Raw genomic sequence first — 15548 nt, 5'->3', positions numbered from 1 at the left:
CCTCACAGGTTCAGTCCCGGAGGAGTAATCCAAATGATATCCGTATGGACCGAGACGGTCACGACATTTCTGCGTCTCTTAACGAAGGCAACCAACTCATCCATTGACGGATAGTTCGGGTTTCCGCCGAATTCCCTGGCATCATCAATCGCAATGACCGCCGACAGCGTCTGTTCATCCCCGAGAATATGATCGAGTTCCTGAAAAATCGGCGTTTCCACCTCACCTTTGGCGCTGTCAGCCCCCGAGTAATGTCCGTCCAACCAGAAGAGCAGACGGCGCTTCAGCGGGCGCACCTGGTCAAGGATCCCTTTCAATTCCGTCGCACTGTCACCCAACACAAGATGGACATGAGGCATCCGGTTGAAGCGTTTTTTCACGAGTTCAAAGTACGGTTTGCACAGCTCGATCGAATACAGGTGCTCAAACACATCGCGCAGCGCGGCCAGCGTGTCACCATGGCAGGTGCCGGTCTCGATCAGGATCTGGAGCCCGTACTTCCGGGCACAGGCTCTGAGCAGTTGCTGCTTCACGGGATAGGGTGGCGGCGTGGGACAACCAGCCCTTCTCCAGCGCCTGAGGCAGAACCAATGAAAAACCCGATAATGGAGGGCATACACGGGCCAGAAGAACGGAGTTGTCGCCAGCCATTCCTTGAGTTGCTCTTTCATACGCCTGTCTCCCTGCGCACAATTGACGGGTCTTCGATCGCCCCGATTTGGTTCTCGGATAACAGATGCCGAAAAGCCGAGCACCCGTGAAAGCCGAAAGGCGTGGCGTTCAGACGGGAATGAATCTCCATATTGTCCTCCAGCGAAAAAGCGGCAGCCGCTTCAGGTGAGGCAATATGAATGGTCTCCCGGTACGCGCTCTCCCATGACGGCAGGGTCTTACAGATGAAGTAGTCGTCATTAAACAGGTAACAATGGGGAAAATAACGGTATTTTCGGAAATAAAAAGCGGTGGTCTCGCAAAGCTTCCGTGATCGAAGGGTAAAGGCGCCATTGCCGACATCGTGCCGGTGCCGGAGCATCCACCGGGTGATCCAATCATCCTTGCCGAACGCCCATGGCGCGCCAATGTAATCATACTTTCCGACAAAGTCCAGAAGCGTGGGCCGCAAGGGAAAGGCGTGATTCTGAAACGTCAGCACAAAGTCTGTATCAAAGCGATTGTGGAGGTTCAGTATGGCATCCCGGTTGAGATCGCGCACATTTCCACCTCCCCCCCGCATGGTTGGCTCGATCATCAGGCGGATTCCCCATTCGGTCGCCAGCTTCTCCAAACGCGGAGTCACGCGATTGACCACAAGCACAACCGGAAGACGTCCGCAATTACTCCACGCCATCAGAATCGCCGCCAACAAGCTGTCAAGAAGTGAATCAAACCGATCATCTCCCCACAGCCAATGCGTGAGCATCGTCACATCAGGACTGCAGGGCGACGTGAAAGAAAGGCTCTTCAAGGCGGGAAGGTTGCGCACCTGCCACGCCAGTACCGGATCGCTATTCGCGCTTTCATTCATCCTGAAATCCCGACAGTAGATTATTTTGATATTCGTTTATGCCTAATCCATTTAAAAAGAGGCGGATCATACCATACCCATCCGGCCGGGTTCTTCAGATATCGTTCGTTGTTAACAACGCTTGGATCCATATCTTTTCGTGCCAGAATAACAATGTGAAAAGGATCGAAAAGCTCCACATTCAGAATTTGCAATTTCATGTAATTGACCATTTCGATCGATGCCTGTGTGTCAAAGACATGATGATGCATCCATCGGCACTCATGGTTGCTGAACACTCTCTGATGTAAAGCCGCCTTGTCTGCATCACGTGAATCACCTCCCCTATCATGGAGTTCCAGAATCTCAGCCGAATGAGTCATATCCGTCTCATCCACGTTATCTTGAAAGTCATGAATTAAATGATCTAAAGATGTGACAGGTCTATCGTGATCACAGGTTTTATCTTTATGGGGTATCACCAAAGCAAGAATACCGCCATTTTTAGTTACACGAATCCATTCTCTGATACTCCGCAAAGGATTTGCCAAATGCTCAATGCAATGAGATGAAATCACGAAGTCATATGTGTTGTCAGGCGCAAATCGCAGATCGCAGGCTTCTGCGATATACTGCTGCCCGGGTGCCATTCGTTTATTAAAACAAAAAAAAGGCCCTTCCCTTATACCGCTTTCCCAAAGCGTGCATGGACCAAAATTACAGTTATCAATATTACGGGCAAGCGAATATACCGGAATGCACCCTTTGCCAGAAAAAATGCCGCTGGGACCACCAATTTCTAGACCGTCCTTCAACTTAAACAAATGTTCGCAGCTGGATAAATATCGGAGTCGATCTGGAAAGACCCATCGATATATCATCTCAGCGGTCAGAACCAATCCTTGCTTCTTGAGCAATTGAATAGCGCGTTGTATCTTCTGTACAAGCATATCGTATCCTGTAGAAAGCGTCAGACATCTGTCAGCGATTCAGACGTCGAGCATGATTGGTAGCCCAAAAATATGGTTGATGATTCAACAAAAAAACAACATTATTTGCGACATCTTCGGGAGCCACCGAGCAGGGTAAAGAGCGGTAGTGAAACAGAGCATCTCTAGGATCCATGGCATCAACAAGTGTGTCCTGTAAAAAAACGCCCCACCGATCAGCAGGCATGAGAATAATTGCCGATCCTGCATGCGCTGTTGGTAGAATCATATTTGATCCGTGCGTGCCGATGACGACATGACTATCTGCATACGCAAGGCACCAAATTCGTTCGGTTGCATTATCCATCCGTGATACTCGCAAATCCTCTATCCAATGGGGGAGAGACTCCGGCTTCGCGAAACCGACAACCGAGAATCGCGCTGCGGGAAATTTTTGCCGAATCAATCGGAAGGTTCGAATCATCTGCTGACGCTGTCGCCATATTTCCCATCGCGTAAGCGTTATACGGCGCAGTTTAAAATATATCCGCATCAATCGTTGCAAGTAGTGAACTTCGTGATTTGCCGATAACTTTGCAACCCCGTCCTCTTTCGTTGAAGTCTCCGTATTCCTTATGCAACGATGCAATTGTTCTTTAAGGACATTCCAATGCCAAGAAAAGCGATTCGAGCGGACCCACATACGACTGCTCTCCTCCCGCCAAACAAATGTGATGCGAGGGGAATTCAATCGTAGCGGCCATTCGTTACGAGGAAAGGGTCTCTGCTTCGTAAATCGGCTAATATCACAACATGGGTGATGCGGGTACGCAACACTGATCCATGCCTCTTGGTATGGAGTAATGCGTCTGCTTATTTCAGCCCCAATCCACGTATTCCATTCTGTTCCCCGTCGAAGGGGCAATGCAATCGTCCAGATCGCGGCAACGCCGTCTGGAACCATCCACCGTAACATGGGTGGAACCAATACGATTAAATCCAAATATGGATGTGCATCCATAACTCCTTGGGCATTGAGGAGTTTAAGCAGGGAGTGCCCGTACAAGAAATCTAAACAGTTCAGAAGCACAGGTTTCTTCGCAAGTCGAAATTCTTCAACCGTAAACGCAACTTTCTCCGACGACGGATTGGCATAGGAATCGCGTAACGGAATATCCAGTCCGACTGTTCGGGAGAAGACATCCCCAGATGTTTGTTCCAATATCAACGGCGCATATAGCGCATGCCCGACCGGAAGGTCTCCCCAAAAAGATTGAGTGCATTTATCACAACGCATGTCAGCCATGGTCCACATGCCTGGCATGCACCAACCTATCACACGCAGCCCCAATCCGCAAAAAGGACAGCGCTGTTTCACATCGGGAATCGGATGAAGCTTTATGTAGGCATTATCCATGGTGATTGTCACTATATAAAGATAGATTGACGTTGGTGTTCGTTATGCACTACCGCTTGATCAGTTCAAATATGCCACACCCCCAGTGGCATCCGCAATTCGTGGTGATAGCCGACCCAGTTAATGGCAAATTTTCAACTAATTCCCCGATATCGTTGACATACGAATAACTATTGATTGTGTAATACGGATTAATAATATCCAGCAAGTATTGCAATGAGAACACACGATGAGCATTAAACTCTATTCGCGACCGTCCGATTGGGACGGAAAAGTAGAATCGTCCTCCGCGCTTGAGGATTCGGAATATATTATTAAAACCAACGAGATGCCCATCGCTATTCACCGTGTCTCCGTACCGACCAAGGCCAAAATGTTCGAGACTGTGCAATGCAGAGACGGAGTCGCAGTAATCAATAGTGCTAAAATTCATATCCATGAGGTCGGCTTGTTTAAAAATAATGTTCCTTATTTGTTTGTCCTGCTTTCGAATATCCATAACCTCGATTTCTCGAAATGATGCTACATGTGCAACAAAACCATCGACCCGGGATCCTATATCGACGTGCTTAATGGGCGTGTTAAGAGCGATCATTTGAGCAACAAGCAAATCTTGATGAAAATAGTGTCCACTCGCCGCTCCACTCGCTAGATAGCGATCCTCAAGACACGGATACGTATGCCCCCATGCAAAGTCGGATCTGGCGCTCCGATATTGCTTCAAGAACCTTTGTCGATTATTCAGAAATGTCGGCAACCCTTTTATCGAATGCACAAGGGAACGCGGTGAGATTCCAAGCATTTGACTTGTTATCCACGCATAATGCCGGAATGAGTCGATGGTTCTCATAGACGAATTACGCCTTCCCGTTCAAATAGGACTCTCTATACCATTAAGAGTGCCGAGCTTTCATGCTTAACACCATCAAAATACGGATTAACCAACGAGGCAAGCGCAAGAGCAGGAACGCCAACCATGTGAGGGGATCCCGCTTGTCCGCCAACTCCTGCAAACGCATACGCAGGAGGCGCACATGGATGGGACCTTGTGTTGATTTCTGCCGCATGATGAGATAAACGATTGATCGCATCGCCTGTCGATGCAAATACCGGTGTAATTTTGCAGGGTAAGTCGCTTGAATACCCCGACACCCAACAAGATAACCAAGATCAAAGGCGAACGGGTAGATGCTGTCTTTCGTCCAGACATCCCCGCCGACTCCGCTGGTCCTGTATTTGATCGCGGGAACATTTGAGAAATAAAGCGCGTGCGTGAGAAGAATGCGCATGGCACATAGAATATGGATAGAAATAGTGTCGTAGAAATCAGAGGCGCCAGATTGGAGCCACGCATCGCGCTTCAGCACACACCCTGATATTAATGCCGGGGTGAATCTGCGCCTTTCCCGCACATAATCGAGGCCCGGACGATAGAGTACTCCTCCCGCCTTATTCAACTGTTTTTCCGGATCTGCCAGAGGCGCTTTTAGCTGGGGGTCGTACGGCGTTTCCCCCAGAATCACCACCCCCAGATCATCATGACTGTCCAGAATATCCCACAGGGTCGAAAGCGCATTCTCCTCAAGGGCGTCATCATCCCCCATCAGTAATACAAACTCCCCTTTTGCGTTGCAGATCACGGAATCTACATTACGCGAATACCCCAGATTCTTTTCGTTATAGCGATAGGATATCATGTCAGGATATCTGTCTGCATATTCCTGCACGACCGCACGTGTCGTGTCAGTTGACATATCGTCTGCCACGAGTATCTCGATTTGTCCCTGGAAGCGATCACGCATTTGCGACAGCACGCTATCCATTAAGAAAGACAGTTCCTGAACCCGATTATAGGTGGGTATACCGACGGTGACTCTGATTCTGCTCATAGCTCTCCCATGTGGCACGCTAATTTATGTTGTGTTCGTTTGTTGACCTGTAACGCATCCCTTGTGACTAATAATACAACAGGTTGTTATACTCTTAAACAGGTTTTATCAATGAAATCCGAAGACCATCAACCGATCAGTCGATCAGCAATAACCTGATGAAAATGATCCGTAGAAAAGAAGTCCGATTGTACACTGATCATAAATCGGTCAATGGCCTCGATGTATTGTTGGTGACGTTCCTCGTCAACCTCGTTGAGAAAACGGGCAAGCGTTTCAAGATCAGGAAAATCACGAAAGTCAACGTAGGTGTCTCTGGGTATCCGTTGATCAGTTATAGTTGAACCGTAATACACGGGCACGCAGCGGGCGCAGAAACAGTCAATGATTTTTTCACTAATGTACCCATCCTGGGATACGTTGTTTTCAAAACAAAGAGCAAACTTGTATTTGGCGATCACATTGACTTTCTCGTCCCATGATCCTGAAATCGTTCCTCGCCAATTTCGAAACGGCGAATATCCAAACCGTTTTTCAAAAATGTTTCGCGGTTGATCCCACCAAAGGCCATACAAATCAAAATGTGCTGGATAGTATTTTTCGAAGAACCGATAGGCCTTTCGCCGGGCGTTATAGCTGTGAATGGATTGCGGCATGTATCCGCCACGATTGGCGCTGACGGCAACCAGAAGTTTCTTGTTGCTAAACGAGTAATCACGAAATCGGTTGCAACGATAAGATCGAGGCTCCGCTCCGACCGGGACGTTGATCTGTGCATAGCGCGGATGCTTGGCGAGCAGTTTCAAGTCCCATGTGAACACCACATGAAATCGCTTGCGCAAAAAATCGGTATAGTACATGGATGGATTGACATTAGCAGGCTCCAACAAGACCAATGCGCGTTTCTGATAGGGTATCTTGTCCAAGAACGGATCGCGCTTCAACATACGCCAATTGTATTCGAAGTAAAGAACATACTTTACGTTCGCATCGTGAAAGTCCACCGTGTCGAGCGTGACAACCTCCACGTCTCTTTTGCCCATAAATGTACGAAAAGCCTTCAATCCAACCGCCTTAGCCGACCTGCAATCCGATGCAAAGATGCGGTTGTTCAGTTCCTCGGCGTTGAAGTAATAATTGATTGCAATGATGGGACGTGGAGTATCCATGAAGTTACTTTCCGAGATTCGGATTGCTATTCATCGGCGCGTTACTGTACCAGCATTGTGGCAATGGAAAAGTGGGCTTGTCCGTATTATTCGCATCCAATGGATGCGGGAACGTGCGGGCATACGAAGGATTGGATATCCGGTCCTTCCGCAGAAAGGTAAACTCGGCCACCGATGGAATGACAAATCCTCGAATATTCAAAGGCTCACAACAACTGTTGGGATGGATGTGCACACAGGTGTGGCTCTGCAGGATTTTATCGAACGCGCGAGAGGCCAATCGAAAAAAAGGCAGATTAAAAATCTGTCCCATGGCATGAAACTCCACCACGATGATCCTGAACCTGTGCATCAAGCGGTCTGACAGGGCCAGAAACACCTCATATTCATAGCCCTCGATGTCGATTTGCAGGAGCAGATCGGTTTGTGAGCCTGGCAATGATGCATCGACCCAGTCATCCAGCGTCATAAAGTCTTCGTTTGTTGTTACGCCGATGTACTTTTTGGTGAAAAAGAACTGCTCGTGCATCTCGGCGGGCTGGTCAACCGACCGATCCGCGAGGAACACCTTCATCCCGAGATCGGCGCAGTCCTTTTCAAATCCTGAAGAGGACGCCACACCCGGCGAGAAACAGGCCTCGATCCCCGCCAGATCGTCCGGAACCAGATAGCCGCCGTCACCTGCCGGCCCCATGCGAATCAGAGGCTTGTCCGTCGAAACAGGATGCAGCCTTCGCATGAACGCTTGAACGGTGGTCTTGTCCGTCAGAAAAGTGGGGTACACGTTTCCGAGCGCGAGCACATCCAACCCCAATTTGGTCAATGGATTCACAAAGACACTCCTATCCGCTGTCCGTCGGTGCAACACAAGTTCCCGCTATTTTCACGCATAAACTGAACAAGAATACCAATAAATTGAGCGAGTGCCGACGCCAGCATCACCCAGACAATGAACGCGATGCGCGCGGCCCGAAGCGATCCCATCCATTCGACCCACGATCCTGGCAGGTAAGGCGTGAAGAAGCCGTATCCGGTCAGCGCGACCAGGATCAGCGCCTCAACGAGGGCCAGCGGCACCGAATAGAAAAGAAAACCAAAACGGCGGCAGGCAATCTCATGGATCACAAAGATGGTGTATCCGATGCGAAAAACATTGGTCAGGGCGAGCCAACCCGTCAAATAGGCATAGGGCCGGTACACCGCCCATGAACCGACCTGAGCGAACACCCATCCCATGCTGACGCCGAGCAGCAAGGCGATGATGCCCCCGCCGACCACGCTGATGGCCAGAACGTTAATGAGCATGCGTTGCGTGCTCTTGCCTTTCTCAAACGCATCCGATATGTGAGGAAAGAAGACCGTGCCTATGGAGGCCCAGATCATGTTGGGTACCTCCGCGAATCGGGAGCAGAAGTAGAAAGCGGCCGATTCCACATCGGGCAGGCGTTGACGGATGACCAGATACTGCACCGCCGAAGCGAGGGATCCCACGCCGGTCATGATCACAAATGGCAGCGTATAGGCGATCATTTCCCGGCCGTGGGAGAAATAGGATTCCCGCTTGATCTCGCGGGAGATGAGTCCCCGCAGGCCCCAACAAGCGATCAAACAAATCACTAGATTCAATGCGAGTTGGGAAGCAAAATACCCCAGCAGCCCCGAAATCGGCAATAGAAGCAGCAAGACCGCCAGGCGGATCGGCGTCGAAACAAATCCGGTGATGCTCAGGAGTCGAAATCTCTTTAGTGAGGATAGGACGCCGTTGATCAGGGGTATCACCAGGGATGTGACCGTGATACCGCAGATGAGCCAGATCAATCGCGTGGAGCTGATGCGCAGACGTTCGAAGATCAAGGGAGCCGCGTGCCACGTGTAAAGGCCGATGACCACCGAGGATATCCCCACCACCGCCAATACGTCCAGCAGGAGCGCCTTAATCTTGCCATATTCTTCTTTGGCGCCGAAGGTGTTGATGAACTTGCTGAATGGCGTCAGAATGATGGCCAGGGGCAGGCCCAGCACACCCGCGATCTGCGTGAGCGGCAGCAGCGCTCCGAGCTGGTCTTGCGCGACGTACTTCGGCACCAGCCACAGGCCGATGTAAATGTTCAGCACGTCGCCGAAGCGCTGGGCAACGAACAGGATGATCGAATACCACCACAGCTCGCCCATCCAGGCTTTGATTTTGTTCTTGAGGGCTATCATGCCGGATTTCCAGTATCTCGCTTCGGACGGAGGGGCGCGCACCGGACGACGATCCACCACGCCAGAATGGTCAGCGCCGTGGCTCCGCTCACAAGCGGACTGGCATAGGCCCGCTTGTGTCTGAGCACAACTGTGTGCTCTCCCGGCGGGATGAGCATCGCCGGCCAGAGGGCGTCCACCACGTAACGCGTAACGCGTTTTCCGTCGAGCAGCACCTCGTGTCCATCCGCCAACCGTTCGGCGAAGACGAGCAGGCTCCCCACCCTGGCAGAAACCTGGATGCGCGTGGACAGGCTCCCGCCGACGCCCCTGACCGCAGCCACGCGGAGCGTCCCCGCATCAGACGACATCGAATCCGGTGATGCGGGCGCGTCGGTGACAGTGTTTGTTCCGCCGGCGAGCGCGGCAATCTGCTCATCCACCGGAATACCGCCCGTCCAGCGGGTCAGCAAACGGGGACCGGACGGGGCGTTCGGCAGCCGCGCCAGGAGGAGCGATTTCTCATGGGGCTGCACCTGACGCACGAACCCCGGCCCCAGGTCAAAATCGAACACCGGCGTCAACACGCCGGACCGCAGGAAGGGCTCACACATCCGTCGGGTCGCCACAACGTAGTTGACACGAAACACCTGCCAGAGACGGAGCGGATCCCGCTGCAGTGCCACGAACAGCTTGCCCTGGGGAGTTTCCTGCTCCCCCGGCGCGGGTGCCCGATTCTGGATGCCCCCGACGGCGAGCGCCGCGCTGAACCAATCCTCGGTGAAGGCGTTGGCCGTGGCATAATTGACCATGCCGACGTAGGGGCCATCCTGTATCTTCTGAATCGTCCGCACCACGCTGTTCGCGTGGTAGAACGGCTTCATATCAAGCACCCGGACATACCGGCGCGCGACCATAGACTGGTCAACGACTGCGAGGATCAGAATCGCGCAGGCCGCCCACGTGGCCTGCCGTCCCGCCTTTCGGGATACCAGCCAAACCGCAGCGGCGACGGCCACGGCAAAGCCAACGGAGCGGATCAGATTATGCACCGCATAGTCGCCCAACCCGCGCGCCACGGGACCTAGGCCCAATTCGGAGATATGACGAATGGCCCATGGTTTGGCAATCATCATCGCGAGCATAACGATCAACAACAAGCCTGCCAGCCCGCCGCTCAGCCACACCAGTCTGCGGCGCTCCCCCGCGTGATCCGACCGGATGAAACGATCCAATCCGAATCCCGCCAGCAGGGCGGTCGCAATCTCCACCAGGTGCAGGAACTTCACCGGTGCGCGAATGTAATCCATGTACGGGATGGAAAAGAACAACCGGTAGAACGGCGTATAGCGCCCCATCGCCAAAAGCAGGCAGATGACCCACACGGCCATCCAGAACGGGACATCCGCATGATCGGGAACCGGGAATCGGGAATCGGGAATCGGAGGGCGTGCCGCATGCGGGGTCTCCCTTTTTCGGACGATCCACGCCATGACCCCGAAAATCGCAAACAATACCGACACCACACCTAGATAGACCGTATGCTGACGATAATTCGGCATCATGCGACCCTTCTGGAACACCTCGTCGCTCGGACGTCCCAACCGCCCCCAATAGGGATAGGGCTTCTGCATGGATTCGTCGCCAAACACCCCGGGCACGACGAATTCCAGCATGTCCTCCGGTGGCAGGCTCCAATTGGTGGCAAAAAACCAGCGCTGGCGCTTATCCGCCTCCGTCCGAGCCGCCGGAGCTGGCTTGTTCTTCAGTGCTTCCACGGAAACGCCCGCTATCTGCGCGTCACGTCCGGCGATGTGAGTCGTCAGCGCGGTCCGAATCCCTCCATACCCGACCAACGCCAGCACCAGGACCGAAATCACGAACCGGGGCCAGACGGAAACCGATGTCTTCCAAAACCCCTCGTTCGCACGCCGCGACCGGACGGTCAGCCACATCGCATACGCGCCCGCCAGACCGCCCACCAGCACCAGAACGTCGGGCTGATAAGTCGAACCCCAGGCAAAGACCAGACCCAGCATCGCGAAATAGAAGAGCCTTCTGGTTTCAAAACAGCGAAGCAATAATCCGAACGCCCACACCGCGCAGGAAAACATGTGAAAATAGCCGCGATGACCCGCCGAAAACAGCGTAAACGTATAGCCGCTCAATCCCAGGGCCAATCCGCCAAACCAGGCGGCCAGCGGGTGGATCCGGCAGCCGCGCAGATAATAGACGCCTGCCAGCGCCAAAACCAATGAATCAATCACATAGGTCAAATCATGCACATAGAGCGGAGGCAGAACAAGCCAATACAGAAGTTGCGGCGTGAAGCCCCCTCCGTTCAGCAACCCCTCCAACACCGTCGTCCCGTGCGCCTGATTGTAGAACGGGCCCGAATCCGCTGAAACCAAAGCTGCATATTCAGTCAGTACGGAAAAAAAGACATAACTCATGCAAAGGGCAAACAGCCCCAGCCCGAGAAGCGTTCCCCACTCGCTCTTTAAATAGCTGCTCCGCTTGATCATGAAATCACCTCATCTTGTGACACGGCGTCTTTGCCCTTCATGCGTTCGCGCTTCTCCCCTTTTGCCAGCCGTGACGCGCCACCGGCGCCTGCGGCAAGCCCAGTGTCTTGCGCAGGGCGCCGATGCCGTAGATCCAGAGGGTGATCCAGCAGACGGGCAGGTGGTAGAGCCAGGCGCGGTCGGGACGGCGGCGGCAGCCGGCCAACGCCTGCCAGACCAACGGAAGAATGAGGGCGGTTGCCAGAACGAACCGTACAATGCCCGCCTTCTTCTGGCGATTCCACGGATAGGTACGCTGCTTCTCCTGGGCGAAGAACAGAAAGTCTCGGATGCGCCGGCGCTGCTTGCGGGCGAATGCGGAGAGGCTGGCGCAGTAGAGATGCACGATGCCGGTCTTGACCTTGGCGACATGCCGGAAGCCCGCTCGCACCGCCTGATGCATCACGTCAATGTCAAAGAAATAGGGGTCCCACGCCACATGGCTCAGGAGGCTGCGCCGGAAGACAAAGCCGTTGGCGCCGATCGTGGGCAGCGTCTCCTCGGTCAGCGTCAGCTTGAGATACCCGCCCAGGTCCTGTTGATGCACCGCCAGCCCCGTCCACCGGCCGGTGACCGCGCACCGGCGGTCGTAGTTGCCGACAAACAGGCAGAGCGGATCGTTCATGCCCAGCAGCGCAAAGTAGCGGGTCAAGGCCGGATCACCGCGCCGTGCGGTGTATTCCAGCGGCTCGCACGCCACGATGTCGCGGTCGCGGAAGGGCGCGGTCATCCGCTCCAGCCAGGCCGCGTCCGGCAGTATGTTGTCGCTGTCCACCAGCGCGATCAGCTCGCCGGAGGAGGCCTTGATTCCCGCGGCCTTGCCGGCCTCGCCGGTCTTCAGCAGGTTTTCGACGATCGTGTCCACGCCCAGACGCCGCGCGATCACGCGCGTGTCGTCAGAGGAGCCGGCATCCGCGATCACGATCTCGTACGTCTCCCGCGGCGCCCGCTGGGCGAGGATGGAAGCCAGGCACGCCTCCAGGGTTTGGGCGGAGTTCAAGGTGGGTATGACAAAGCTGATGCTGACTGGAGGCATATCCGGGTTCCACACGATTGCCTGGCATAATATACCGCTTTGGTCTGAAAATAAAGGCAAATCGCGCGACAATGTTGAATATCTTGACTTTTCAGCTCATCTTAATCACACTTCACGGCACGCATTTCGACGGAGTTGGTTTACATGGCCGCGCAGGAGAGTCGTTTCTCCTCGTGATCCGCGTCTACAGAGCATGAAGGATATTCTAAAAAAGGCTCGCAAACGGGTCATCCTGAAGCCCCAGTGGCTGATCGCCGGCGCTTTTGCGGGGACTATTCTGCTGGGTACCCTCTTGCTGGCGACGCCGTGGGCATCGGCCGCGGGTCAGTGGACGGATGCGCTGACGGCCCTGTTCACCGCGACCAGCGCCTGTTGCGTAACCGGGCTGACGGTGGTCGACACGGGGACCCATTTCTCGTTCTTCGGCCAGATCGTCATTCTCGCTTTGATCCAGATCGGCGGCATCGGCATCATGACGCTGGGCACTTTTCTGCTCGTTCTGGTCGGGCGGCGCCTCAGCGTGCAGAACGAGTTCGTGCTGATCAACTCATTCGGCATTGAGGAGGTCCGCGGCCTGCCATCGCTGCTGCGGCGCTCGCTGCTGTTCACCCTGCTCTTTGAGGGCGCGGGCGCGGCCATTCTCGCCTGGCGCTACATTGGAGCGGGCCACGATAGTGAACAGGCCGCCTACTACGGGATCTTTCACGCCGTCAGCGCCTACTGCAACGCCGGATTTTCGCTCCACAGCGATTCGCTGATTTCGTTTCAAGGCGATCCGGTCTATCTGGGTACGATATGCACGCTCATCGTCTTTGGCGGACTGGGTTTTCTGGTCATTTACAACCTCAGTTCGTTCAAGTTCTGGCGCCGGAACCGCAAGACCCGCGGACGGGTATCGCTCCACACCCGGCTTGTTCTGGCCACCACGGTGTTGTTGCTGCTCGTGTCCACCCTCCTGTTTCTGGCCACCGACTGGAACGCGGCCTTTGCCGGCATGTCGCCCGAAACCCGGCTGACCAGCGCCATCTTCAGCGCCGTGACCCCCCGGACGGCGGGGTTCAACGTCGTGCCGATGGAGTCCTTCTCCGTCGCCGGACGTTTTTTGCACATCCCCCTGATGTTCATCGGCGGCGCGCCGGGATCGACAGCCGGAGGCATCAAGATCACCGCGCTGGTCATCCTCATCCTCACCATTGCGGCGATGCTGCGCGGCCGCCGCGAAACCCAGTTGAATGATCGCACCATACCGGTGGCGGTGGTGCGTGAGGCGACCGTGATCTTCGCGCTGAGCATTTTCGCGGTCTTGTTCTTCTTCGGCCTGCTCCTGTTCACCGAAACACCCGCCGCCGGCACCGACGGATCGGATCGGCTGTTTTTTGAGACCGTATCGGCCTTCGGCACGGTCGGGCTTTCGCTCGATACGACACCCACGCTGTCATCGGCCGGCCGGCTGATCCTCATTCTGTGCATGTTCATCGGCCGACTCGGGCCGCTGACAGCGGCGCTGGTGATCGGCACGCAGGACGTCGGCCAGCGGATCAGCTACCCCGAGGAAGAGGTCGTCGTCGGCTGAACGGGTCAGGCCAACACAACGAGGGATACCACCATGAAACGAATCGGCATCATCGGCGCGGGACGCTTCGGACAGTCACTCGCGGGGTCGCTCGCGGAGAAGGGGGCCGAGGTCCTCCTGATTGACGAGAACCGCGAGACGGTTCAGGAGATGTCGGAATACGTGACCAAGGCCGTTCAGGGCGACGCCACCAATCCCCGCTCGCTGACCGACGCCGGCTTCCAGGATTGCGACACTGTGGTTGTCGCCATCGGAAGCAACGTCGAGGGCAGCATCATGGCCACAGTCAACTGCAAGGAACTGGGCATCCCCACAGTGGTCGCCAAAGCCGTCTCGGACATGCACGGCAAGGTGCTCAAGCGGGTCGGGGCCGACATCGTGGTCTACCCGAACAAGGACCGCGCCGCCCGGCTGGCCCGTTCGCTGCTCGCCCGCAATCCGATCGACCTGTTCGAGATCGCCGACGGTATCAGCGTCGCCGAGGTTGCGGCGCCCGATTTTCTGGTCGACCAGACCCTGGCCGAGGCCTCCGTACGCCAGAAATACGGCGTCACCGTGCTGGCCATCCGCCGCCTCGCGGAAGACCCCCGTCTCCCCCGCCAGCTCATCATCGCCAACGGCGACGAGAGGATTCAGCGTGAGGACCGCCTGCTCGTATTCGGGTCCGACAAGAAGATCGACGATCTGGCTCACGATAATTGATCCATTCGAACCACGAAAGTTCTGTCATGCCCACACCCTTCCACTGGTCACTCATTCTGGGTACGCTGCTCACCGTCCCCGGTGTCTTCCTCCTCGTTGGCGGCCGCCACGCCGCCGCCGCCCTGCAAAGCTTTCCCCGCAGCGTCTGGGCGGGCCGCCTGCTGGCCGCGCTGGCCTGGGTGGGCGCGGGATGGGCGGCGTGGGCCATGCCGCTGAGCTTCCTCGATCCGTTCAAGCGCTTTCTGCCGCTGGCGGTTCTGGTCTGCATCCCGTTGAGCTGGTATTGGATGGACGATCTGCTTGTCTGTCGCGCCTGGGGCGGCATTCTGATGCTCTTTCCAGCGCCCCTGCTGCTGGTCTGCCGCTCGCACCCGTCGTCTTGGCGTCTGGTGCTGGTGGTCATCGCCTATCTGGCGCTCATCAAAGGGATGATCTTCATGCTCTACCCTTGGTACATGCGGAGGGCCTGCCACGCCGCGGCGCGTTCGCCAGCCCTCCGCCTGACCGGTGGCGCCCTCTCGCTGCTGGTTGGCGCGGGCATCCTCGCGATCAGCTTGCTCGCACTCCGGTAGACGCGCGAG

General features: G+C 55.2%; 14 protein-coding genes. 3 read left to right on the top strand and 11 right to left on the bottom strand.

Annotation, left to right across the window (positions count from 1 at the left end):
- Positions 1-2: 2 nt before the first annotated feature.
- The 11 genes from FJ222_00500 to FJ222_00450 form a co-directional block, all read right to left on the bottom strand.
- Entirely contained in the window at positions 3-533 is a 531-nt protein-coding gene (locus FJ222_00500; GenBank protein MBM4162919.1) for a hypothetical protein, read from the bottom strand.
- Positions 534-667: 134 nt separating this feature from the next.
- Positions 668-1525: a hypothetical protein gene (locus FJ222_00495; protein MBM4162918.1), complete on the bottom strand. Its 858-nt coding sequence runs from the start codon at positions 1523-1525 to the stop codon at positions 668-670.
- Between the two features lie 20 nt (positions 1526-1545).
- The gene (locus FJ222_00490; GenBank protein ID MBM4162917.1) at positions 1546-2454 is read right to left on the bottom strand and encodes a class I SAM-dependent methyltransferase; all 909 of its coding nucleotides are present in this window, start codon (positions 2452-2454) and stop codon (positions 1546-1548) included.
- Positions 2455-2485: 31 nt separating this feature from the next.
- Positions 2486-3850, bottom strand: coding sequence for a hypothetical protein (locus FJ222_00485; protein ID MBM4162916.1), 1365 nt, complete (start codon positions 3848-3850; stop codon positions 2486-2488).
- 49 nt (positions 3851-3899) lie between these two features.
- A complete protein-coding gene (locus tag FJ222_00480; GenBank protein MBM4162915.1) occupies positions 3900-4445 on the bottom strand; it encodes a DUF268 domain-containing protein in 546 nt (181 codons plus the stop codon).
- Between the two features lie 298 nt (positions 4446-4743).
- Positions 4744-5739, bottom strand: coding sequence for a glycosyltransferase family 2 protein (locus tag FJ222_00475; protein ID MBM4162914.1), 996 nt, complete (start codon positions 5737-5739; stop codon positions 4744-4746).
- 128 nt (positions 5740-5867) lie between these two features.
- Entirely contained in the window at positions 5868-6908 is a 1041-nt protein-coding gene (locus FJ222_00470) for a hypothetical protein (GenBank protein ID MBM4162913.1), read from the bottom strand.
- A gap of 4 nt (positions 6909-6912) precedes the next feature.
- Positions 6913-7647: a hypothetical protein gene (locus FJ222_00465; protein MBM4162912.1), complete on the bottom strand. Its 735-nt coding sequence runs from the start codon at positions 7645-7647 to the stop codon at positions 6913-6915.
- A gap of 89 nt (positions 7648-7736) precedes the next feature.
- The gene (locus FJ222_00460; GenBank protein ID MBM4162911.1) at positions 7737-9113 is read right to left on the bottom strand and encodes a hypothetical protein; all 1377 of its coding nucleotides are present in this window, start codon (positions 9111-9113) and stop codon (positions 7737-7739) included.
- Positions 9110-11617, bottom strand: coding sequence for a hypothetical protein (locus FJ222_00455; protein ID MBM4162910.1), 2508 nt, complete (start codon positions 11615-11617; stop codon positions 9110-9112). Before FJ222_00455 ends, FJ222_00460 begins: the two co-directional genes overlap by 4 nt.
- Before the next feature lie 37 nt (positions 11618-11654).
- Positions 11655-12692, bottom strand: a complete 1038-nt coding sequence (locus FJ222_00450; GenBank protein MBM4162909.1) for a glycosyltransferase family 2 protein — start codon at positions 12690-12692, stop codon at positions 11655-11657.
- On the opposite strand from FJ222_00450, the gene FJ222_00445 reads away from it, so the two are divergent.
- The 3 genes from FJ222_00445 to FJ222_00435 are packed head-to-tail and all read left to right on the top strand — an operon-like array spanning position 12616 to position 15539.
- Positions 12616-14265 (top strand): hypothetical protein, encoded by a 1650-nt coding sequence (locus FJ222_00445; protein MBM4162908.1) that lies wholly within the window; start codon positions 12616-12618, stop codon positions 14263-14265. The two genes, FJ222_00450 and FJ222_00445, sit on opposite strands and share 77 nt — an antisense overlap.
- Positions 14266-14298: 33 nt before the next feature.
- Positions 14299-14967, top strand: coding sequence for a TrkA family potassium uptake protein (locus FJ222_00440; GenBank protein MBM4162907.1), 669 nt, complete (start codon positions 14299-14301; stop codon positions 14965-14967).
- 26 nt (positions 14968-14993) lie between these two features.
- Positions 14994-15539 (top strand): hypothetical protein, encoded by a 546-nt coding sequence (locus FJ222_00435; protein MBM4162906.1) that lies wholly within the window; start codon positions 14994-14996, stop codon positions 15537-15539.
- Positions 15540-15548 lie beyond the last annotated feature (9 nt).

The sequence above is a fragment of the Lentisphaerota bacterium genome (assembly GCA_016873675.1).
GTDB lineage: Bacteria > Verrucomicrobiota > Kiritimatiellia > RFP12 > JAAYNR01 > VGWG01.
Note: the sequence above shows the minus strand (reverse complement) of the source record. Positions and strands in the feature narration are given on the sequence as shown.